The 22,611-nt window shown below is 32.4% G+C and carries 25 protein-coding genes; 11 read left to right on the top strand and 14 right to left on the bottom strand.

What is annotated here, in order from left to right; genetic code table 11:
• The first annotated feature begins 167 nt into the window (after positions 1 to 167).
• Complete coding sequence (gene carA, locus FWJ34_RS06400; protein WP_308254492.1) at positions 168 to 1,310, top strand: glutamine-hydrolyzing carbamoyl-phosphate synthase small subunit; 1,143 nt, start codon at positions 168 to 170, stop codon at positions 1,308 to 1,310.
• 141 nt (positions 1,311 to 1,451) lie between these two features.
• Here the strand turns inward: carA and FWJ34_RS06395 are convergent, their stop codons facing one another.
• The 3 genes from FWJ34_RS06395 to FWJ34_RS06385 all read right to left on the bottom strand — a co-directional run bounded on the left by FWJ34_RS06395 (position 1,452) and on the right by FWJ34_RS06385 (position 4,775).
• Positions 1,452 to 2,267, bottom strand: coding sequence for a DUF3747 domain-containing protein (locus FWJ34_RS06395; protein ID WP_308254491.1), 816 nt, complete (start codon positions 2,265 to 2,267; stop codon positions 1,452 to 1,454).
• Positions 2,268 to 2,813: 546 nt separating this feature from the next.
• Positions 2,814 to 3,329: a YqeG family HAD IIIA-type phosphatase gene (locus FWJ34_RS06390; RefSeq protein WP_308254490.1), complete on the bottom strand. Its 516-nt coding sequence runs from the start codon at positions 3,327 to 3,329 to the stop codon at positions 2,814 to 2,816.
• A gap of 66 nt (positions 3,330 to 3,395) precedes the next feature.
• Positions 3,396 to 4,775 (bottom strand): diguanylate cyclase domain-containing protein, encoded by a 1,380-nt coding sequence (locus FWJ34_RS06385; protein ID WP_308254489.1) that lies wholly within the window; start codon positions 4,773 to 4,775, stop codon positions 3,396 to 3,398.
• 168 nt (positions 4,776 to 4,943) lie between these two features.
• On the opposite strand from FWJ34_RS06385, the gene lepB reads away from it, so the two are divergent.
• Positions 4,944 to 5,564: a signal peptidase I gene (gene lepB, locus FWJ34_RS06380; RefSeq protein ID WP_308254488.1), complete on the top strand. Its 621-nt coding sequence runs from the start codon at positions 4,944 to 4,946 to the stop codon at positions 5,562 to 5,564.
• Between the two features lie 374 nt (positions 5,565 to 5,938).
• Positions 5,939 to 7,960 carry a DICT sensory domain-containing protein gene (locus FWJ34_RS06375; RefSeq protein ID WP_308254487.1) on the top strand — a complete coding sequence of 674 codons (2,022 nt, stop codon included), beginning with the start codon at positions 5,939 to 5,941 and terminating at the stop codon, positions 7,958 to 7,960.
• A 52-nt stretch (positions 7,961 to 8,012) separates the two neighbouring features.
• Here the strand turns inward: FWJ34_RS06375 and FWJ34_RS06370 are convergent, their stop codons facing one another.
• Positions 8,013 to 8,528, bottom strand: coding sequence for a DUF1993 domain-containing protein (locus FWJ34_RS06370; protein ID WP_308254499.1), 516 nt, complete (start codon positions 8,526 to 8,528; stop codon positions 8,013 to 8,015).
• A gap of 167 nt (positions 8,529 to 8,695) precedes the next feature.
• A complete protein-coding gene (locus FWJ34_RS06365) occupies positions 8,696 to 9,058 on the bottom strand; it encodes a hypothetical protein (RefSeq protein ID WP_308254486.1) in 363 nt (120 codons plus the stop codon).
• Positions 9,059 to 9,098: 40 nt separating this feature from the next.
• Between FWJ34_RS06365 and FWJ34_RS06360 the strand changes: the two genes are divergently transcribed.
• A complete protein-coding gene (locus FWJ34_RS06360) occupies positions 9,099 to 9,380 on the top strand; it encodes a DUF6439 family protein (RefSeq protein WP_308254485.1) in 282 nt (93 codons plus the stop codon).
• On the opposite strand, the gene FWJ34_RS06355 is transcribed toward FWJ34_RS06360, so the two are convergent.
• The 3 genes from FWJ34_RS06355 to gatC all read right to left on the bottom strand — a co-directional run bounded on the left by FWJ34_RS06355 (position 9,377) and on the right by gatC (position 11,768).
• Entirely contained in the window at positions 9,377 to 9,826 is a 450-nt protein-coding gene (locus FWJ34_RS06355) for an anti-sigma regulatory factor (RefSeq protein ID WP_308254484.1), read from the bottom strand. The two genes, FWJ34_RS06360 and FWJ34_RS06355, sit on opposite strands and share 4 nt — an antisense overlap.
• 369 nt (positions 9,827 to 10,195) lie before the next feature.
• Entirely contained in the window at positions 10,196 to 11,272 is a 1,077-nt protein-coding gene (gene acsF, locus FWJ34_RS06350) for a magnesium-protoporphyrin IX monomethyl ester (oxidative) cyclase (RefSeq protein ID WP_308254483.1), read from the bottom strand.
• Positions 11,273 to 11,480: 208 nt separating this feature from the next.
• Positions 11,481 to 11,768, bottom strand: a complete 288-nt coding sequence (gatC, locus tag FWJ34_RS06345; RefSeq protein ID WP_308254482.1) for an Asp-tRNA(Asn)/Glu-tRNA(Gln) amidotransferase subunit GatC — start codon at positions 11,766 to 11,768, stop codon at positions 11,481 to 11,483.
• Positions 11,769 to 11,835: 67 nt separating this feature from the next.
• Between gatC and FWJ34_RS06340 the strand changes: the two genes are divergently transcribed.
• From FWJ34_RS06340 to FWJ34_RS06315, 6 genes are all read left to right on the top strand, one after another.
• Complete coding sequence (locus FWJ34_RS06340) at positions 11,836 to 12,891, top strand: glycosyltransferase family 4 protein (protein ID WP_308254481.1); 1,056 nt, start codon at positions 11,836 to 11,838, stop codon at positions 12,889 to 12,891.
• Positions 12,892 to 13,117: 226 nt separating this feature from the next.
• Positions 13,118 to 13,693: a protoporphyrinogen oxidase HemJ gene (gene hemJ / locus FWJ34_RS06335; protein ID WP_308254480.1), complete on the top strand. Its 576-nt coding sequence runs from the start codon at positions 13,118 to 13,120 to the stop codon at positions 13,691 to 13,693.
• 123 nt (positions 13,694 to 13,816) lie between these two features.
• Positions 13,817 to 14,263: a hypothetical protein gene (locus tag FWJ34_RS06330; protein ID WP_308254479.1), complete on the top strand. Its 447-nt coding sequence runs from the start codon at positions 13,817 to 13,819 to the stop codon at positions 14,261 to 14,263.
• A gap of 139 nt (positions 14,264 to 14,402) precedes the next feature.
• Positions 14,403 to 14,909, top strand: a complete 507-nt coding sequence (gene def / locus FWJ34_RS06325; RefSeq protein ID WP_308254478.1) for a peptide deformylase — start codon at positions 14,403 to 14,405, stop codon at positions 14,907 to 14,909.
• A gap of 47 nt (positions 14,910 to 14,956) precedes the next feature.
• Entirely contained in the window at positions 14,957 to 15,709 is a 753-nt protein-coding gene (gene lptC / locus FWJ34_RS06320) for an LPS export ABC transporter periplasmic protein LptC (protein ID WP_308254477.1), read from the top strand.
• Between the two features lie 69 nt (positions 15,710 to 15,778).
• Positions 15,779 to 16,093, top strand: a complete 315-nt coding sequence (locus tag FWJ34_RS06315; RefSeq protein ID WP_308254476.1) for a hypothetical protein — start codon at positions 15,779 to 15,781, stop codon at positions 16,091 to 16,093.
• An 89-nt stretch (positions 16,094 to 16,182) separates the two neighbouring features.
• Here the strand turns inward: FWJ34_RS06315 and FWJ34_RS06310 are convergent, their stop codons facing one another.
• Positions 16,183 to 16,521, bottom strand: a complete 339-nt coding sequence (locus tag FWJ34_RS06310; RefSeq protein WP_308254475.1) for a rhodanese-like domain-containing protein — start codon at positions 16,519 to 16,521, stop codon at positions 16,183 to 16,185.
• Between the two features lie 115 nt (positions 16,522 to 16,636).
• Entirely contained in the window at positions 16,637 to 17,977 is a 1,341-nt protein-coding gene (locus tag FWJ34_RS06305) for a cytochrome c biogenesis protein (RefSeq protein WP_308254474.1), read from the bottom strand.
• Between the two features lie 186 nt (positions 17,978 to 18,163).
• On the opposite strand from FWJ34_RS06305, the gene hslO reads away from it, so the two are divergent.
• A complete protein-coding gene (gene hslO, locus FWJ34_RS06300) occupies positions 18,164 to 19,060 on the top strand; it encodes an Hsp33 family molecular chaperone HslO (RefSeq protein WP_308254473.1) in 897 nt (298 codons plus the stop codon).
• Positions 19,061 to 19,270: 210 nt separating this feature from the next.
• Here hslO and FWJ34_RS06295 read toward each other — a convergent pair whose 3' ends face one another.
• From FWJ34_RS06295 to FWJ34_RS06280, 4 genes are all read right to left on the bottom strand, one after another.
• Positions 19,271 to 20,080, bottom strand: a complete 810-nt coding sequence (locus FWJ34_RS06295; RefSeq protein ID WP_308254472.1) for a DUF1350 family protein — start codon at positions 20,078 to 20,080, stop codon at positions 19,271 to 19,273.
• A 61-nt stretch (positions 20,081 to 20,141) separates the two neighbouring features.
• Positions 20,142 to 20,888, bottom strand: coding sequence for a DUF2232 domain-containing protein (locus FWJ34_RS06290; protein ID WP_308254471.1), 747 nt, complete (start codon positions 20,886 to 20,888; stop codon positions 20,142 to 20,144).
• Positions 20,889 to 21,035: 147 nt separating this feature from the next.
• Positions 21,036 to 21,632 (bottom strand): L,D-transpeptidase, encoded by a 597-nt coding sequence (locus FWJ34_RS06285; protein ID WP_308254470.1) that lies wholly within the window; start codon positions 21,630 to 21,632, stop codon positions 21,036 to 21,038.
• Positions 21,633 to 21,737: 105 nt separating this feature from the next.
• Positions 21,738 to 22,313, bottom strand: coding sequence for a hypothetical protein (locus FWJ34_RS06280; protein WP_308254469.1), 576 nt, complete (start codon positions 22,311 to 22,313; stop codon positions 21,738 to 21,740).
• Positions 22,314 to 22,611 lie beyond the last annotated feature (298 nt).

Raw genomic sequence — 22,611 nt, 5'->3', positions numbered from 1 at the left:
AGCTATTATTAATGTGACTTATGTTAGTGCTATTTGTCAAGAATAGCTGAAATAACAGTATCACTTAAAGCTAATTTTAATGTAGATTGCTTATTAGCATCTTTGATTTAAAAATCAGATCAAGTGACAAGATTGCCTTATTTCCCATAACATTTATCCTTACTACTATGTCTATTTTAAAGTTTCAACCTGCCGTCTTAGTTTTAGCTGATGGTACATCCTATAATGGCTATAGTTTTGGTGCAAAAGGTACAACCTTCGGAGAAGTCGTTTTTAACACAGGCATGACAGGTTATCAAGAAGTAATGACAGATCCAAGTTATTCTGGTCAAATAGTCACCTTCACCTATCCAGAATTAGGCAATACGGGGGTTAATCCTGAAGATGAAGAATCTTTTAAACCTCATATCAAAGGCGTTATTGCTCGTAATATTACCGAAAAACCTAGTAATTGGCGATCGACTCAATCATTACCAGATTATTTAAAACAATATAACGTTGTTGGTATTTACGGCATTGATACCCGGGATTTAACTCGCCGTTTACGCTCATCAGGAGCAATGAATGGGGCAATTTCTAGCGAAATATTAGATCCTGATCAGCTATTAGTTCAACTTCAAGCCGTGCCTTCTATGGCGGGTTTAAACCTTGTTAAAGATATAAGTACAAAAGAAGTTTATGAGTGGGCAGAACCAACGGCAGCCGAATGGGAATTTAGTCACAGAACAAATTTACAGAGTGAAGAAGAAAAATTCACCGTTGTTGCCATTGATTTTGGAGTAAAACGCAACATTTTGCGCCGTTTAGCTAGTTATGGTTGCAAAGTAATTGTCGTTCCAGCCAACACTTCTCCTGAAGAAATCTTGAAATATAATCCTGACGGTATTTTCCTCTCTAATGGACCGGGTGATCCTTCCGTAGTGCAAGAAGGTATTGTCACCGCCACAAGACTATTAGAAGCCAAAAAACCAACTTTTGGTATTTGTATGGGGCATCAAATTCTCGGTTTATCTTTAGGAGCGGATACTTTTAAATTAAAATTCGGTCATCGAGGCTTAAATCAACCTTGTGGATTAAAACAAAAAGTTGAAATTACCAGTCAAAATCATGGTTTTGCCGTCACAGAAGAATCATTAGGGGCTGATGTCGAGATCACCCATCTGAATTTAAACGATCGCACGGTAGCCGGATTAAAACATAAAACTTTGCCCTTTTTCTCTGTACAATATCACCCAGAAGCTAGTCCAGGTCCTCATGACGCTGATTATTTATTTGAGCAATTTGTAAAAATGATGCGCGATCATAAATAAGTAGCTTAGGGGTTTAACAATGTGAGGGATCTTATAAAGTCATAAATATTTATGTGAATTTAAGCCCGTACAATAGTTTATAAAGGTGAAACAGGCATCTTGCCTGTAAATTTCTAATTCCTAATTCCTCATTTCTGATTATTAACGACTATTCATTCTTTGAAGGCGATTTTCAGTTAAGTTATACCTTGAAGGTTGAGAAGGATTAACTCTAACTTCTCCTTTTTTCTCATAGATAAAAGACGTATCTTTTTCTTTCAAAATCTTTTTCTGTGATTGAACATCAGGAGAAACTATTTCCTGAATTTTACCTTCCCTAGGAATTTCTTGGGGAGAAGTTAAAGGAGTGTTTATTTGGGTATCATTATTTATATTGGTATTTTGTGAAGGCATAATATTTCCAGCAGTAGCAGAATCATAACTAAAATAAACATGACCTAATGCTTTTCCTTCATAAGTTCTTTTTGTAAAACGCCATCCGGGGTTAAGTACAATTTTCATGGGCTGCCCGTTTAAACCTTGTGCCGTACCAACTACCACTGGAGGTTGACTAGTATCTTTCCGATTGATCCCAATTAATAATAAATTACCATCTCTTTCTACCAGATTTAAAAGAATATCTAAGCCATAATCTTGTCCATCAGAACGAATTGAATAACCATTAGCATCAGTACTACGGCGACAATGACCACTAAAATCAAAGTTAAGTAATAGTAAGTCAACATTAACAGGATTTGCACCCATTTCACTCCAACAACGATTTTTCCCAGTAATTTGTTCTATTACAATTAAGTTGTATTTATTTTCTCCATAGGGTTGAGCTACAGCAATAAATTCATTTTGATTTACTTCTGTTTCTTGAAAGGTAACAGCTTTGACGGCGTTGAAGGGTAAAAAAGTGGATAAGGCAGTTAAAGCTAAAACAGATAATTTGTTTGATAGTATTGATTTGATCATAGTTATTATTAATATTGTATTTTCGTTACAGTTAATTTGCTTTATTTTACATAAATATTTTGAGTAGGTACTTTTTAGGGATTTATTCTATTTACCTATTGAATGTTATATCACTTGACTCACAAATCATGAACCATGTTCCGAAAATTTTTTCATCTTTATCTGGACTTTACTTAAGGAGTGCGTCAAAAGAAGACTGGGAAACTATAAGACTGAGAGACTAGAAAAATGTTACACTGGAAAAATTGTCTTTTTAGAGATTTTTGTAATATACTTAACCGAACAGGTTTTGTACAGTATTTTCAATAGGAGATGTGTAAAAGAAACTAGAATTTTTAATCAAAAATTAGAGACACCCAGAACTTTAAGTCCAAGATGTCTCAGGGTTTTATATTAACTTATTTATGCTTAAGGTCTTTATATAAGCTGACCTCAATTTATCTTTGATTATAATAATCTCTTTTTTGAAGTTATATTTAGTTTCTTAATCTTTTCTTTAGATTTTATTAATGAATATCACAAAATGTTAATTAATAATAATTTATATTAAGTTTTATTAATAACAACCCCTAATTTTTGAGATAACCACACTTCAAAATTTCTGATAGACAAAAGTTTCATTTTTTCAGGCTCTACCATCGGCTCAACTAAAATCGTAAACATTCCTAGTCGATTACCAGCTAATACATCAGTAAATAAACGATCTCCTACCATAGCAATTTGTTCAACGGGGTGATTCATGGCATTAACCGCTTGTCGAAGTTTACGGCGAGATGGTTTACCTGCACCAAAAATAAAGGGTAAATTTAAACTAGAGGCGATGGCACTAATACGATTTTGACTTAAGTTATTACTAACTAACCATAAATCAACTATAGGACGAACTTCTGTCACCCAATTAATTAATTCGGGGGATAACTGTTTTTCTTTCCAAGGCACAAGAGTTTCATCCACATCTAACACTAACCCCTTAAGATTATACTGTCGAATCAAATTAGGACTAAGATGAATCACAATATCACCTAAAACTAAATCAGGTTGTAAAATTTTTGCTCTGGACATGATCAAAATAATTAAAATAATTAATGAAGAGATTAAGAAAAAATAAAATAGTTGTTAATTCATTGTTCATTGTTCATTGTCAATTGTCAAAGTTTTAATTCGATTTCGTCCTTGATTTTTGGCTAGATATAAGGCTTTATCGGCATCACAAATTAAATTTTCAGGTTGCCTTTGATGATTAGGAATTAAACAGCCAATACCCATACTTAGGGTGATACAATTACTCACTGGTGATTTTTCATGAGGAATAGACAGAGAGTTGATGGCATTATGGATTAATTCTGCCACAATTAACGCCCCTTGAAGGTCTGTATTGGGCAAAATTACGGCAAATTCTTCTCCACCATAACGGGCGACTAAATCCGAAGGACGTTTAACCACAAAATTAATACATTGAGCTACTTCGGTAATGCAGTCATCTCCCTTTTGATGACCATAAAAATCGTTATAGAGTTTAAAATAGTCAATATCAATCATAATCATAGATAGAGGATTTTGTTCTCGAAGATGTCTTTGCCATTCTTTTTGAAGAGACTCATCAAAACAACGACGATTTGCCACTTGAGTTAAAGCATCCCGATTTGCGATTAATTGTAACTGACGATTTCCTTCTTGAAGTTGAATTTCAAACTGTTTTTGGAGGGTAATATCTCTAACGGTAATGGCAAAACCATCATCTAATTTTACGGCGGCCAAATGATACCAAAGGGATTTATCAGATGAATAGAAAAAATCTCTCTGTAAAGGTTTACCTGTTTTAATTACTTTAATAACATCGTCAAAAATAGTAGGATGAATATGATCAATTAAATCTTTAACTATGATTTTTCCAATAATTTCATGACGACTACGATTAAAAATTTTAGCGATAATGGAATTAACTACTAAACAGCGAAATCCAGTTATTTTTTTGGTTTGAAGATGTCTAACAGATTGCAATGCTGCCACTCCATCTAAAGAGCTATCTAAAATACTATCTAGCAAATTTTTTGAGTTATTCAGAATTTCTTGTATTTGTTTTCTTTTTTTTACTTCTATTTCTAAGAGATTTTTTTGTTTTTGAATAGTTAATAAATTTTCTATTTTTTTCTTTAATTCTATTTTTTCAAAGGGATATTGAATATAATCATCTCCTCCCACGTTAAAAATTTTTACCTTATCAAAAGTATTCTTTAATCCACTCATAAAAATTATGGGAATATCGCCAAAATAATCATCTGATTTAATTTGTTTACATAAATCATAGCTATTAAAATCAGGCATTTCTACATTAAGAAGAATCAAATCTGGTTGTAGAATTTGAATAGTCCTAAACGGTGTTTCGTTTTGGGGAATTATTTGAAATTTATAACCAATTTTTCCTAAAAGCTCTTTGAGTAATCGTATCCTTTCTGGTAAAAACTCTATAATTAGGATATTTGCCTTATTTTTGCTCGAGTCATTCATGGAAATTATTTTTTATTTCTGGGGATGTCTATGAAACCGAAAACTGAAAACCGAAACTTCCTGTTATTCCGAATTAATTTTTTATTTAGATTTTAACGTAGTAAATGCCCTCAATGGTCAAAAGTTTGAGTTAAACTAAGTAAGGAAAAATAATGTTTAAAAACAACTATGAGTGAAAATTTACCAGAAAGACCATCACCAGATATTACTACTCAAGAAGAAAATATTTCTGGTATAAGAGTAAAAGATTTAGTGATAGTTTTGATTCAAGCATTAGTTTTATCTTTTGGTATTCGTATCTTTATTGCCGAAGCTCGATACATTCCCTCCTCTTCTATGGAACCAACTTTATTAATTAATGATCGTCTAATGATCGAAAAAATGAGTTATCGTTTTCATGAACCAAAAAGAGGAGATGTAGTTGTTTTTAATGCTACAGAAACTTTACAAAAAGAAGGCTACCAAGATGCTTTTATCAAGAGAATTATAGGCATACCCGGAGATCAAGTGAAAGTTCGTAACGGTAAAGTCATGGTAAATAATCAAGTCTTAAGAGAAACTTATATTAAAGAAGCACCCAATTATAATTTTGGTCCTGTAACTGTACCTGAAAATCAATATTTAGTCTTAGGAGATAACCGTAATAACAGCTATGATTCTCATTATTGGGGATTTGTGCCACGGGATAAAATTATCGGTCGTGCTTCTGTGCGTTTTTGGCCCCCTCAAAGGATCGGCTTAATTAACGAACAACCCGCCTATGCAGATACTCCTTCAAGTAATAAGTAAGCAGTCAATAAGGTGGTTTCCCAGAAAGAATATACCAATCTTCTGAATAATTTCCCCTTTTTTCAGGGGGTTAGGGGGATCGTACGGGTATAATTATTGTCAGAAATTACCTAAGCTCTCAACGCATTTATTTCAATTTTTATTAATTCTTGAAAATGATTGAAACCCCAAATCACCAGTGTCTAATTAATATTTATCGATCATTCCTTTACTTTTCTTAATTGTTAATTATTTTATCGATTTATGAGGATCAATGACTAAGTAATGTAAGATAGAACCTAATGCAATTATTTATCCCTGATAAATAAAGATTAATCTCAATGATCTTTGTTTGGATCAGAAATTAAAGCTGAAAGTAAAATTAAGCAGATTCGATGAGTAATCCCTCTTCTGTCGTTACCGAGCTATTAACAGCCTTTCCCCAGTGGCGTACTCAAATGTACTTTAAATCTTCTTTAACGGCTCTTTCTCATGCGATGGAAGATCAAGTTTTGGCTAGTGATGAACAGCCTTTAATTATTGCTAGTTTTCAAAAAGAAAGATTTTATCGTCAAGAAGCTCATCGCTATGCCCGTATTGGTAAAATTTCTCCTCATGTTTATGTTTTGGCAGCCCCAGAAACTGATTTTAGCAGTGTTTCTGATATTTATGAAAAGGTAGCTTTTACTCAAGATGATGCTTTAACTCAAGAATGGCATTTAGTGGTAATTGCTCAAAACTATGCTAATTGTTTGATTTGTCGAGAAAAAACTCATTTACCAAAAAATACCCCTTCTGAAAGTGCTATGGATAATAGTCGTCGCTTTGAAGGTATTTGGACTTTTGATCGCCAAATTAGTCAAAAGGTAGCAGAAATTTTATTACATCGTATCGCTAATTATCGTCCAGAATTGAAACGGAAAATTAATCGGGCATTAAAGTTATATTGTCAGGAAGTAAAAAATACTCCCAATTCTAAGCAATTAGCTATTTTTGATTCTCCCATGGTGAATCCTGATCCTTTTGTGCAAAGATTGATTACATATTTACAAGCAGGACAATATAAACTAATTAAAGCTAATCGTTTTTTAATGACAAAGGAGAAAAAAGAACGGTTACTTAATTCTGTTACGGGAGCAATACGGAGATCGCTTAATCCTCATGAAATTTTACAAGTAGCGGTAGATAAACTCGGAGAAGGTTTAGGGGTTTGTCGTTGTTTGATTTATCGTTGTGAAGAAACCGACTTAAACGCTAAAATTTATCATGAGTTTTTAAATGATCAAATTAGTTCTGTCAAAAAAGAAATTTGGCCTCTTAAAGATAATCCTTTATTTCAAGAAATATTAGAAATCAGAGAATCTATTAGTATTAATGATGTAACCATTGATCCTCGTATTCAAGATAGTCAATCTCCATTATCCCAATTAGTCACCAGTTGCTCAATTCTATCTTGGTTAATTGTGCCAATATTTTATCAAGGGAAATTATTAGGGATGATGGAGTTACACCATTGTGATTCTATTCCTATAACTTGGAAATCTGAAGATATTGCCTTAGTTGATGCTATTGCCACTCAAGTAGGTGTTGCCTTAATTCAAGCGGAATCTTACGCTAATTTAGAAACTCTTAATGAACAATTAGAAGCTCTCGATCGCACTCGTTCAAACTTGGTAGCTATTACAGGACATGAATTACGGACTCCTTTATCAACTATTCAGGTGTGTTTAGAAAGTTTAGCCCATGAGCCTGATATGCCTGAAGAGTTACGTCAAGTAATGTTAAGCACAGCCTTAAATGATGCTGAAAGAATGCGTAAATTAGTGCAAGATTTTCTGATTTTATCCCAACTTGAAGGTGGAACGGTGGAATGGAATCCTGAACCGTTATCCTTAGAAGAATGTATCGATTTATCATTATCTCATATTCGTTCTCGACAAGATCAAAGTACGATACCTACCATTAAAAATTTAGTAGCCGATGAATTGCCTTTAGTACAAGCTGATGGTGAATGGTTAGTAGAGGTATTAAGTAAATTATTAGATAATGCGTGCAAATTTACCGATAGCAATGGACAAATTATTATTGAAGTAGAAGAAAAAGAAGATGACACTTTAGAAGTAACTATCTCAGATAATGGTAGAGGCATTGAACCTGATAGATTAGATCAAGTATTCGATCGATTTTACCAAGAAGAAGGCGCACTAAGGCGATCGGCCGGAGGTACAGGATTAGGATTAGCTATCTGTCGGCAAATAGTCAAAAATTGGGGCGGAAGAATTTGGGCAGAATCTATCGGTAAAAATCTGGGGAGTAAATTTCATTTTACCGTGCCAAAATTTAATCCTACTCCTCCAACAAACTCTCAAACATTTAAGAAAAATCGTCGGCAATCAACTCAAGGCAGCTTAAAGTAATTGATAGTTATAAATAAAAGCGATCACTCATGCAAATAGCTTTTTCAATACATCAATATTCCTTTTTGACGAATGGTACTAAGTGCATCATGTAATCCCGTTTCCCAATTGGTACGCCAGCCATGCGAAGAATATCGTAAGCTGTGACCATATGGAAGTAGAAGTTTGGAATCAAAAAATCATCTACATAGGCACTACCAGATAACTCGGCATAGAGGCTCAGACCTAAGTCAATGCGCGTAACCTCAGCTAACTTTACATCTTCAGCGTAAATACCCCGAAGAAGTTGCTTGGTGTTTGCTATGTGCTCGTATGCCTGAATGAGTGATGTGACTTCTGGATCTAAATTATTCACAGGTTTGCTCTCACACCACAACGCAAAATTCCGTGGTTGATTGCATGTGAACGCAACCTGTGTACCGAGGGGAAGCATATCATCTGTAATGCGCTTCTGAAGGAAAGAGTCATTATCACAAAAATAAGTCTGAGCTGACTTCAAGAGGTGTTCAAGAGTGGTTAACCGACTTTGGAATAGACTTTGGATTAAACCTATATTTCGACTTTGCATTTCATGATTCTTCAAGATGGTTTGTGGCACAACCTATAATTATATCACAAATACTCTCTAATATTTATTTTAAAGTATCATTACTGCAAATGCAATTTGGGCGTAAATTTAGCTCTTAATTATCAAATAAAAACTATTTTAGTTGTGGGTTTTCCCCAACCCTTATGTTAATTGTTCATTGTTTTTAGTATCCAACCGATAATTACCCCAATACCACCGAAACGAACTATCATCCAAAACGGTTCAATTAAACTGCTCGACTTAAATAACTCACTTTCTAGTCTTAATTCTATTTCTGCTAACTCTTTTTCAATGTAATGCAATTCACTTTTAATAGAATCTTGATTCTTATTCTCTGCTTGTAAATCTTTGATTTGTGCTTGACGATTTTCTAATTCGCTTTTTTTTGCTTGATCTTCTATTATTTGTTGGTGACGTTGTTTTATTTTGTCTAAGGATGCTTCTAAATTGGCGATGGCATCTGTAAGATTAAATTCGGTGGAATCGGAGTTAGTTTCGTGGTCAGACATTCTACAATAAAAACAAGATACTAAGGAGAATTATAACAATATGAGTTTAAATGTAGAATCAAAATCTATAACAACACAGATGAGTAACCTAGAGTTAGCCCAATTATTAGCTGAAAAAATGACGATTAGTTCCTCTGATTGGCATAAACTAAAAAATAACCGTAAAGCTCAAGCTCTACAACAGTTAACCTCTAGCTTAATATATTTACTGAATGATCAACCGGAAGAAGCATTATTAAGAATTAACCAAGCACAAGGTTGGCTAGATCATACTATAAAACCGTTACCATGTCCTACCCATGGCCATAAAAAAACTCCTTAACAAATGAGTAAAGAGGATTTAGAAAATTGATGAAATTGTTTAGAAAGTTTAACTTGAGTGCCTTGGTGATTCCATAACACTTGATCAAAAATTTGATGTAAGATACATAATCCTCTACCATTTTCTGCCTCTTCTGGGGGCAAATCCAGTTCATTCAAAGAAGAATTACAATTTCTGACAAATCCGTTACCTTGATCACATACTAACCAGGAATATTCTCCTCGATGGTAACAAAATTTTACAACTACTCTTTTACTAGGATCTAGTTTATTTCCATGTTTTGCTGCATTGACTAAGGCTTCTTGTAAACCTAATCTGATTTCGGGGTGTAACTGCTTAGGTATTTTCTCCAGTAATAAATCAAGTATAGGACAAAGATACAAAGTAGAAGCAAAACTGACTGTTTTCCAATTACTAACATTAACTGGTAGTTTAATAGAAATCACGTTACTAACTCCTGATTATTAATAATTGAATTGTGAATAACGAATAATGATAAATAAGGGAAGATGCAAAAATAATTGTATTTTTTCTATGGTAATAAGGTTTTTTCAATGAGCTTTTGCGACAATTGAGATCAAAAAATCAAAGGCGTTTGAGCTTACTGATTGTTGTTAGGCAGAAAACATTTTAAAGATATTATTCTATTTTCAATTATATCATAATTATTTTCATCGTTAAAAATACTTAAACTTTACAAGAATTTTATAAAACTAAGGTAAAATTCACATTTTTTACGGAATTAATGGCCAAAAAAAATCCCCCATATTAAATAAGGAGGATATAAAGTTAAATTATTCGGATTCTGAAAGTATTTAAAGAACTTTTCCTTGTAAGGTTTCAGAGTCAATGGGTTTAATGAAATATAAACGGATAAATTGACTAGCGTTAGATAAAAATAAGGGTAATTTACGAAGGAATTTTATGGGTGCGATGGCATTAGTTGCATCAATAGCTCGTAATTTTTCACAGTTACTAACACAAATTTCTAAACTGTCATAAAAAGCGGGATTATTTACATCAATAATAACGGGGAAAACTCTTCCTGCGGTATGATTAGTTCTTTCAATAACGTGTTTATCATAGCTTCTAGCATCTAAACCAATAGAAGCATAAAAGTCAGCACGCTGTATATCATTAAGATACATAGTCGCAAATACTGATAAGAGGAAGAAACGACACCACAGTTTTGCTTTCCAATCATTTAAGTATTCAGGTTTAGCTTTAAGAATAGCATCAAAAAAGTCACCGTGACGATTTTCGTCTTGACACCAATTTTCAAAAAACTTGAAGATAGGATAAATACGACTTTCTGGATGTTGTTCTAAATGACGATAAATAGTAATATAACGCCAATAACCGATTTTTTCCGATAAATAAGTGGCGTAAAAAATAAATTTAGGTTGGAAGAATGTATAGTCACGACTTTTAGTTAAAAATCCTAAGTCTAAGGATAAGTTAAAATCAGACATTGCTTTATTAAGAAAACCTGCATGACGGGCTTCATCCCGAGACATGAGATTAAAACATTCAGCTAATAAAGGGCTTTTATTTTTTAAACGTCTGCCTAATTCTTTATATAGTAAAAATCCTGAAAATTCCGCAGTACAAGAGCGTTCAAGGAACTCTATAAATAATTGACGAGTCTTACCATCAATATGATCCCATGATTGATCAAAATCTGCATTGCGTACAAAGTGATGACGATTATAATCTTGTCTGAATTCTGCTACGATGGCTTGTAATTCTTCTTCATTAACGGTGATGTCCATTTCTGCCATGGCATCAAAGTCTGTGGTATAAAAGCGTGGTGTTAGAATTGTTTCTTTAGCCGGTGCTTTTACTCCCGGACGTATTTCTTCATATTCCGGTTTTTTTAATGTTGTTACCATAATATTTTTTAAAAAATTCTATTTATTGCTTTTCTTTAAAATTCAGCTTAAATTTCAGTTTAACAAAATGTTTACCATCTCAATAACCTATTTTATTAAGTATTGTGACAAAAAAATAATTTTTATTGGCGATGGCTTGACAAAAATACATAGTTAGATAATGAAAATTAAAGATGATGATTTAAACAAAGTTTCTCGTATTGATTAATTAAGCTAAAATTTTTGGTACACGGAAAAAATCTTCTTCTGTTTCCGGTGCACAATGGAATAAACTTTCTCTATCAGTATAGGTAATTTGTTGATCTTTTCTGGTTATATTACTTACATCAATGGCTCGTATAGTTGCTTCAACATTATCTGTATTTAATTCTCTTAATTGTTCAAAATAATCAAAAATAGCATTTAATTGTGTGCCAAATTCTTCTTCTTGTGCTGGGGTGATTTCTAAACGTGCTAAATTAGCAACTTTTCTGACTTCTTCTTTGCTAATACTCATATTTTTATTATTTAATATTTAACCTACAATTTTGGAGTTTACCAGAAAAATATCAAATATGATCACCATGAAAATTTTAATTTTATCTACTTCTGTAGGAGCATTAAGTTCAGGTATTGGTGGAGGTGTAGAATTAACAATATACAATCTGATTCAAGAAATGCAGAGGCGTAACCATATTGTTAAGGTAATTGCACCTCAAGGTTCATTTTTTCCCTATGCTGATATAGTTGAGATAGAGGGTAATTTACATATTCCAGCACAAACTCAAACCCGTGATATTCCTACTATTATGCCTGAAAATTCCGTATTGGCTAATATGTGGGAGTACGCTCGAAAAGTACAATCCGATTATGATATTTTGGTAAACTTTGCTTTTGATTGGCTACCTTTTTATCTTACTCCTTTTTTTGAAACGGCGATCGCTCATTTTATTAGTATGGGATCATTATCTGATAGCTTAGATCAAATCATGGGAGAAATTGCCCGAAAATATCCGCAAAATTTAGGTGTTTATACTCAATCTCAAGCTAAAACTTTTCCTTTTGGAGATGTTTGTCAAATTTTAGGTAGTGGTATTGATTTATCAATATACGAATTTAGGGAAAAAGCTGATAAAAAATTAGCATGGTTAGGAAGAATCGCCCCAGAAAAAGCCTTAGAAGACGCTGTTAAAGCCTCAGAAATAACTCAAATACCGTTACTCATTTTTGGTAAAATTCAAAATCAAGAATATTGGCAAAATATCCTCAGACAATATCCTAAAGCACCCATAGAATATAAAGGTTTTTTATCTACCATTAATTTACAAAAAGAATTAGGTAATTGTCAAGGTTTATTAATGACACCTCGTTGGGTAGAAGCCTTTGGTAACGTTGCCATTGAAGCTTTAGCTTGTGGTGTTCCTGTTATTAGTTATGCTAGAGGAGGCCCGGCCGAAATTATTACCGATGGTAAAACAGGTTTTTTAGTGATTCCTGATAGTATTGATGGATTAGTTACTGCTATTCATCGCCTCCCTCAAATTAACCGTCATGATTGTCGGCAATGCGCAGAAGAAATTTATTCTTTAACGGCATGGGGAAATAATTTTGAGTTATGGTTAGAGGCAATTAGGAATTAGATGTTACTCAAATCTTGCACCTCGTTGAAAATTGGCTTGTGACGGAGAGTAATGGGTAATGGGTAATGAGTAATGAGTATAATAATTGACTTAAACTATATCAAAATTGATTTTTAACTTTTTATTTCTCATAACCCCTATAGGAATGCTATATTTGATACTTGGTGCAAAATCTGAGTGAGAATATTGATTGTTAACTATAAACTATTCATTATAAACTATAATTATGGCCTATTCTTGGTATAAAGCATTTCATCTAATCGGTATCGTGGTTTGGTTTGCTGGATTATTTTATCTAGTAAGATTATTTGTCTATCATGCCGAAGCATATCAAAAACCTGAACCGGCACAAAGTATTTTAAAGCAACAATATGAGTTGATGGAAAAACGTCTGTATAATATTATTACCACTCCGGGTATGATTGTCACGGTAGCAATGGCCATCGGATTAATAAGTACTGAACCAGAGGTGTTAAAATCTGGATGGTTACATATAAAATTTTTATTTGTTGGCTTGTTGTTAATTTATCATTTTTGGTGTGGGAGAATTATTAAACAATTAGAAAAAGGGGAAAATTCATGGAGTGGGCAAAAATTTCGAGCTTTAAATGAAGCACCTACTATCTTATTATTAGTAATCGTGCTATTAGCTGTCTTTAAAAACAGTTTACCTTTAGATATTACTACATGGTTAATTGTCGCTTTAGTAATTTTAATGGCACTAAGCATTCAACTTTATGCTAAAAAACGTCGTCAAAATGAAGAAAAACTCACCGATGAAAATTTGATTAAAACTAATTAATAATTGATAATTAATTGTCACTAATTAATAATTAGCAAAGAAAGTTATTTGTTTTGATCATTTTTTATTAATTAATTTTTGAGTTAGAATAACAAATTATTAACATCAACAAGTAATTTAACCATGTTGAAAGCCTTTGTAATTTCTTCTTTAGTTTTTGCCACTGGTAGCTTAACAATTATACCAGCGATCGCTAAAACTCCTCCTGCAGAAACTTTTCAACCCGGATTTTGGCAACCCATTGCTAGAGTAGATGTAACCAAACCGATAACCCTAAAAATTATCAATGATAGTGGTATCTTATTAGATTATGCCTTAACAGATTCAACCTTAGAACCTTCTTCTTTAGGTATAAGTGAAACAGAAATCCTTAAACATTTTCAACCTCCTGCTTATGTAGTTATTTATCCAGGTATAAAAACTCCTAATGCTTCAAGAATAAATCTTAAATATTCAGTAGAAGTAACTTCAGGGAATGTTATTGAGTTAAGAGTTACTCAAATAGATAGTGTTAGTCAAGGTAATCGTACTTTTAATTTACAAAAAACAGGAGCTATTTTCGTTTTTTAACTCTAATGTAATTAGAAATTAGGAAGAATGAGTAATGACGAATTATGGGGCAAGATGCTTGTTTCACGAGGAATGAAGAATTGAGAATTAAAATATCACCTTATCACAAATGACAAATGACAAATGACAAATCATTATTATGACTATTAGTCTCAATACAGAAATATTGCAAATTGGTAATCCTATTTTAAGAGAAATAGCCACAGAAGTAACAGAAATTGATAACCCAAAAATACAAACTCTCATAGACGAATTAATTTTAACGACAAAAGAAGCCCATGGAGTGGGTATCGCAGCACCTCAAATTGGGAAATCTTACCGAATTATAATTGTTGCTTCTCATCCGAATTTTCGTTATCCTGACGCACCTTTTATGTCACCCATAGCGATGATTAATCCTCGTATTGTTAGTCATTCAGAAGAAATTGTTATAGCCACAGAAGGTTGTCTTAGTGTTAAAGAAAAACGGGGCTGTGTTCCTCGTTATCGAGATATTGTGGTAGAATATATTACCCGTGATGGTTATTGTCAACGGCAAGAATATAGTAACTTTGTTGCTCGAATTATTCAACATGAATTAGATCATCTTAATGGTATTCTTTTCGTAGATTATTTACAAGATAAATTAACAATAATTGACAGTTAAATTTTTCTAATTTCTGATTCCTAATTCTTAATTCCTTATTCTTTTAAATGATGTTATTTAAAAATAAAGTTTCTGCAATTTTTTTATGTTTTTTATTGATTAGTTGTCAAGGAAATAACTCATTGCGGGGAAAGGATAATTCTAATTTTAAAAGAGAAATTGAACAAGGCTTAGTTTTGTATAATGCTACACTAGAGCAATCAAATGCTGATGGAAAAATTTTATGGCGTTTAACCACAAAAAAAGCCACTTATACCCAAGATAAAAAAACTGCTGTTTTAGAAGATTTAAAAGGTAACTTATTTGAACATGGAAAAATTATTTTACAAGTAAGTGCGAAAAGAGGAGAGATAAAAAATGATGGTAAAGAAATTTATTTATCTGAAGAAATTATAGCTTTTGATACTCGAAATAAAGCTGAATTTAAGGGGCAAGAAGTGATGTGGAAACCTGACGAACATTTTATGATAATGACGGGTGAAAAAGGGATAAAAGCTAATCATACTAAGTTAGTAGCTAGTGCAAAGGAGGCAAAATATAACACAAAAGATCAAGTTGTTGAATTATCTAAAAATATTGTTGCTAATACAAAAAATCCTCCTTTACAATTGAAAACTGAACATTTATATTGGAAAATTCCTGATAATAAAATTATTGGTAATAGTTTTTTAGAAATGGTACGTTATAAAGATAAATTAGTTACTGACAAAATTAAAACTAATCAAGCGGAAGTCGATTTGAATACTAATATTGCTGTTATTAATGGTGATGTTGAATATCAATCTTTAAAACCCCCTTGACAAGCGGCAACTACCAGAATTATCTGGAATTATGGCGATCGCACTCTGGAATCAAATCAACCTACAAGATTGTTTCAACCAGAAGATGATGTGACTCTAACAGCCAATATTGTTAAGTTTAATTTAGATGAAAATCAGGTTTATTTACAGGAAGGAATTTATGGGGAAGCAGTTAAAAATGAAGTAGAAATTTATGCAGATAATTTAGTTTGGAATTTAGATAATAAAGAAATAAATGCTGATGGAAATGTCTATTATAAACAGATAAATCCAGACTTTAATTTAAGAGGAATCAAAGCTGTAGGTAAATTACAAGATAAAAGTATCAAAATAGAAGGAAATGAAGAAAATCCTGTCACTACCTTAATTTATCCCAAAGAATAATTGAGAATTGAGAATTGAGAATGAAAGATTAGAAGATGCTTAAGACAAAATTTTTTAATTGTTAATTGTTAATTATTAATTATTAATTGTTAATAGCGAGGCATAGAAGAATCAACAGATACAGCATAAGCATCAATTCCACCCGATACATTTCTCACCTGGGAAAAACCCTGGCTAATCAACCATTGACACATATTAGCTGATCGAATACCATGATGACAGATAACGATAGTTTCTAAATCAGGATTAAATAGAGTTTTAATTTGACTTTGCCATTGTTCATATTGACTCAAAGGTAATAGTTTAAATTGAGGTAAAAAAACAATTTCGGCTTCTTTTTCTTCCCTTACATCAATGAATTGTATTTCTGGATTTTCTTCTGTTAAAATAACCGCTAATTCTTCTACATTTATAACGTTAATACTCATAATTTTATCAAAAATAGTGATAGGGTGAAGAGTGAATAATTAATAATAGTAAAATGGGCATCTTACCTGTAACTCTTCTAATTCTTCATTCCTCATTTCTCATTCTAAATTCTTATTATAGTTGTTCTAAAATTTGATATACTTCTTTTTCAAAAGCAACTTGCGCTCGATTGGTTTTACCGCCAATAAAATAGCGATCACCCTCTTGTAACGCCCATATTTGAGAAAAAGATACATAACCCATCACAACACCGATCATTAAAAGTGCAAAACCAAGATAAACTAGAGGTACACCTGGATCAGATTTAATTTGTAAACCAGTAGAACCGATTAAATCTAAGACTTTAAGGGTAATGCCATTAACCTCTACAGGCATATTTGGACGTACTGCACTAATTAATTTTCCCTCCATATCATAGAGAAACATTGTGCCTTGTAAATCTTTCGTAATTAAAGAAATTCCTTCACTTAAATCTGGTTTTGTAGGAATCCATGTGCCCCAGATACGCCCTTTTCTTTCGCTGGTTAATTCTACCATAGGTAACTGACAAATAGTGCTATTATTTAGTTGTATTTTAACTCCTGAAATACTCCAATTTGTTTGATAAAAAGTAATACCATTATATCTTAAAGGTTGGTTGACAAAAATTGTTTTTCGCTCTAATTCTTCTCCAGTTTTATTAACTACAGATAAATCAGAATAAAATTGATCAACTGCACCATCAGGAGTATATTTTATCCAAAAATTATTAACTTTAATATCAAAAGATTGAGCATGATTTAAGTTACTAAATTTACCTGCTTCTAAAAAATTTTGGATGGTAAAAGTTTCACCACTAGCAATCATTTCTTGGGCAAAAAAACCCGTAAATGCTCCCCAAATTGCACCTAATAAAACAAGAATCATACCAATATGAACAATAATAGGACCTATTCTGCCACTTATGCCTTTTTGAGCGTATAATGAATGATCATTTTGATAAACTTGATAACCTTTTTGAGTAATAATAGAGTTAATGTTATCTAAAGATTGAGTGGTAACTTCTGCACTTAAAGCTAATTTATTAAATTGCCTTGATTCCTCATAAAAACTCCATATTTTGGCGGCTTTTAAAGCAGGTAATTGTCTTCTAAAAGTACAAGCAATTAAACTGCTACCAAATAAAACTAAAATACTTAAATACCACCAAGTTGTATAAACATGATTTAAGCCAATAGCCAATAATACTTGCCATGTTAAAAATCCAAATAAAGCTGGACTTTCAGGGTAATTTTCTTGATAATAATTAATGGGTTGATTTTGTTCAATAACTGTGCCACTAATACTAAAAAAAGCAATTATTAATAATAATAAAATAGCTAAACGTAAATCAGCAATAGTAGTAATTACCTTGCGAAAAAACCAATTGATAGAATAATTAACTGATATATTTTGACTCGAATTAGATATACTCATAAAATTATTTTAATAGTCTATATTTCAGCATATCATAAGTTAAAAGCTATCTTGGTATCTTGGTATCTTGGTATCTTTGCATCTTTGCTACAAAAGTGAGAGAATCTCCAATTTTATAGCTGATGGATCATTCAACAACAAATCGATGATAATAAAAGTAAATATTTGTTGAGAAATGTAAAGAAAATGGCAGATCAATTAATTCGGGCAACCGCCGCCGATGGTGGAATTAGAGCAGTAGGAGTAATTACGACAAAAGCTGTGGAAGAAGCTAGACAAAGACATCAATTATCTTATGTGGCAACTGCTGCATTAGGGAGAGCTATGTCATCTGGTTTATTACTAGCATCAAGCATGAAAAAAGAAGGCTCACGAGTTAATATTACCATAAAAGGTGGCGGTCCATTAGGTACGGTGATGGTAGATGCTGGATTAGATGGCACTGTGAGAGGTTATGTGCAAAATCCGATGGTAGAATTACCCCCTAACGCTATCGGTAAATTGGATGTAGGGGGGGCGGTTGGTAAAGACGGTTACTTATATGTAGTTCGAGATGTCGGTTATGGATATAACTATTCTAGTACTGTTGAATTAATTTCTGGGGAAGTAGGAGACGATATAGCAAACTACTTAATGACATCTGAGCAAACTGCTTCTGCTTTATTAGTAGGGGTTTTCGTCAATAAAGAAGGTGTTACTGCTTCTGGAGGAATTTTGTTACAAGTATTACCCAAAGCAGCAGAAGATCTTACTTTAGTCACTACTTTAGAATCTCGTGTTAATCAATTAAGTGGTTTTACTCCATTACTACGGCAAGGAAAAACTTTATCTCATATTTTTAGTGATTTATTAGGGGATTTTGACTTAAATATTTTCCCTGAAGTACAAATGGTTAGATTTGATTGTAGTTGCTCATTTGAGCGAGTTTTAGGTGCTTTAAAAATGTTGGGAGTAGATGAATTAGAGGATATGATTATTAAAGATGGTGGTGCAGAAGCTACTTGTGATTTTTGCGGGGAAATTTACCAAGCTGATATTGATCATTTAACCGAACTTATTGAAGATTTACAAGCTGTTGATTAGAATTTAGAATTTAGATTTTAGATTTTACCATTGCAAGAGTGCCTATTAGACAGACATCTCCAATAATTGGTAAAACGAGGGCTGAAGTCCTTACTACAAAACAATTAAAAATCTTTTTTCCAGAAGTCTATTGCCCATTCTTCTTCCACCTTTTAAAGAGTTATAAAGGAGGGTATCCTTATCCTCACTAAAACACTTTTTTAGCAAATCCTAATTATTTACTGGGTTTAACCAACGGGAAATTTCTCGATGTAAATTGTATAAATCTCTCGAAAAATTTTCTTTAAACCACTGCCTAATAGTATCATCTATAGGGATCAAAAAATCCCCTAATTTCCAATCAATATCTTGCCCTAATGGAGTTAAATGATTACCTGATAATTTTAGGGTAGAAGTCATGTGAGGAAATAAGTCTATTAATATTGGTTTTAATGTTAACGTTTGATCGATAGTATCATCTTTAAATTGAACTAATAAATTACGACGAATTTGATAATTTTCTTTAACAATAATTTTAGTTTCTTCTGGTGATGGCGTAAATTCAAAGTCTAAATTATTATCGATTTGTAAATAGTTTTTTAAGTTATCTTTGAGGGAAGGAATGATATTTTCCACGAAAGGAATTGCTTTTTTGAATGGATAGTTGTTAAACGAAATAAAAATATTTCCTGCTCTTTCAATATCAAATAAACTGCCTATTAATAAGTGTAATTTACAACCCATACTATGACCTAATCCATAAATAGGTAAATAACTTATTTCAATGCCTTCTTTATATTCAAGACGATAGAGAATGTTTTCTAACTGATTTTGAACATTGACGGCGATCGCTTTATGATCTAAAGTATTAAGAAAAGAGGTAGCGATGATAATATATCCTTGCTTTGCTAAATTTTCTAAAAAGCAACGATAGGTAATATGTGGAGCAGTAGCGACAAAAGCACCTCCCAAAAAATGAATAATACCTAGGGGATTTTCAGGGATTAAAACCCAACTTGCGGAAAACTCTTGCCACTCCATAATTATCTCTAAATAATTTCTTTGATTATAACCATTTTATCTTTTATTGTATTTTATAATACTATTCATAATCTAAAATTACTTTCATCCATTCAGGAGGGCGTGGAATTGAGTTATTCAGGCGATCGAACATTAATAATGCGACTAAATGAACTGTTAAACTATAAATAAGGTTATTGAGTAAAACTACGGCAACGACTAAGAGTTGAATCATAAGAGGAGTAGGTTCGGCTATAATACCTAATTTTAAGAAAATCCAATCTGCTAAACTGGTAATTTGACTAATCACATAAACCCATAAATCTTCCCCTAAAAGAATAGAAAATAACCAAAAACGAAAGAAAAAACCAAAACAACCGATAACACTAGTCATAAAAATCGAGAGATACCAATTTGCACCATTACGCCATAATGCACCTAGTTGTATGCCCATTAAGGCATAGGGAATAATATAGATAATACTACGAGGAGGACCCATTAAAATCCCTAATAGTAAACCACAAACAATAGTAGTAATAATTGATGCTCTTTTTCCCCTCCGTAAATAAATTAACGCAATAGGTAAAGGAAAAAGCATTTTTAAAATAGGACCTAAACGAACATAATAATCTATTAACCAAATTAAACTGGCTGTACTAGCTAAAAAAGCACTTTCGACTAAAGCGATGGTGGCAGGTTTAAATTTGTAAGATTTTAGTTTTGGGGAAGGATAATAATTTTTTTGATGATTGTCGTTACTTGGATTATCATTTTTTTCATCTATCCAATTACATTCATCTTCAGTGAAATCATGATTTGAATTAGTCAATGGTTTTTAATAATTTATAGGTGAGTGAGCAAATTAACTAAACTTTAGGGATACTCAATGAAAAAAGACAGGAAGACTAATCAAGTTCGGATCAAAGAACATGATATAATTCTTCTAGTCTCCTAATTCCTCTTTGCTTATTTTTAATTAATTATTGACAACGGTTACGGGAATACCTAAAGATACTAATTTGAATAGTTCTTTGATGTCTTTATTTTTCATTCTGACGCAACCATGAGACACGGCTTGACCGATCAAATGTTCTCCAGGAGTGCCATGAAAGCCGATAAAGTTTTTACCATCTGTCCAAAAACCAATCCAACGCTCTCCTAAAGGACCATTTGGGCTAGGAGGAGTAACTTTTCCTGTCCAAGGATTTTGCCATGAAGGATTTTCTATCATCTGGATAATCTGAAATTCTCCAACGGGGGTTTCCCATCCTTTTTTCCCAACGGCTACAGGAAAACTAGCGACTAATCGATCTTGCTCATAAACTTGAACTTGTTTTGAGGCTAATTTTAATATTAATTTAACGGTAAAAACTTCTTCGGGAGTATAAAGGTAAAGATCAGGATTTTTGAGATTAGGAATATTAGGTATTTCTACTTTTAACAATTCTTCCTTAAGCTCAGGAGAAGATTCATAACTATAACTAGGGGTAACATTAGTCAAACAAAAACCTAATGTCACTAAAGAAAGAAAAATTTTTTTGCGAACACAACCATTGAGAGAATTCGATTTCATTTGTTGTCACTCCAGATAACCAATCGATATTATAACAAACTAAGACACTATGGATTTTGATAGTGCCAGAGCTTGTTACTGTATAGATTTTATTCTATCGAAAAATTACCATAATCCTCTTATGGGTTGATTATATTGTTGCATTTGAGGTTGAGGAGTATAAGTAGTCGAAGGAGTAGTTGTTACCGGACGAGGTGCAATTGTAGCCGTGCTAGGAGTTGACTTTAATTGAGCCCAAATAGCTGCGGTACGTTCATTTAATGCTTGAGAATTTCCCTCTAACCTTTTATAGCCATATTTAGATTCAAGAGAGGAAATCCATTGAGAATGAGCACGATCAACTAAATAGTATCCGCCATCGGCATTTTTACCTACTAAAACATCAGTACCTGGGCAGTAACCACCATTAGCATGGAAAACACTACCATCTTCTGTTCTAATAAAGAGAATGTCTCCACTTTTAGCGATAATTCGGCCCAATGTATTGTCTCCCCATTCAATTTGAGGCTCTCCTTTATAAGTATTATGACCTCTTAATTGACTAAACAATGATTGAGATCCAGATCTTGACTCGTTATTTTCTGTTTTAAAGTCAAAGGCTTGAGCCGCTTTTAGGGAAGTTGTACTAAGGAACAATCCTAAACCTAGAGCTGTCAAACTTGAAAGATTTTTAAAATTCATAAGCTACCTTCGCTAAATAAATTTATTTTTTTTGGTTTATTCTTAAAATCATACTAATTTTTGATATATAAGTACATTTTTTTAGTAAAAATTAACACTAAACTCTACAAAAAAAAAGATTTAGCTTATCTTAATTTTCAGTTAAGGTTATTTTTTAACCTATGCTATCTGTTACCATTCTTTAATACACTATACTTGTATGATAAAAATGAACAAAAATCAACTAATATTTCATTGATAAAAAACTTGATGATTGGAGCTATATTTAATTTTGGGTTTTAAGTTGGGTTTTATTTAC

Origin of the sequence: Geminocystis sp. GBBB08, assembly GCF_016743215.1 — a bacterium.
Classification (GTDB): domain Bacteria; phylum Cyanobacteriota; class Cyanobacteriia; order Cyanobacteriales; family Cyanobacteriaceae; genus Geminocystis.
Note: the sequence above shows the minus strand (reverse complement) of the source record. Positions and strands in the feature narration are given on the sequence as shown.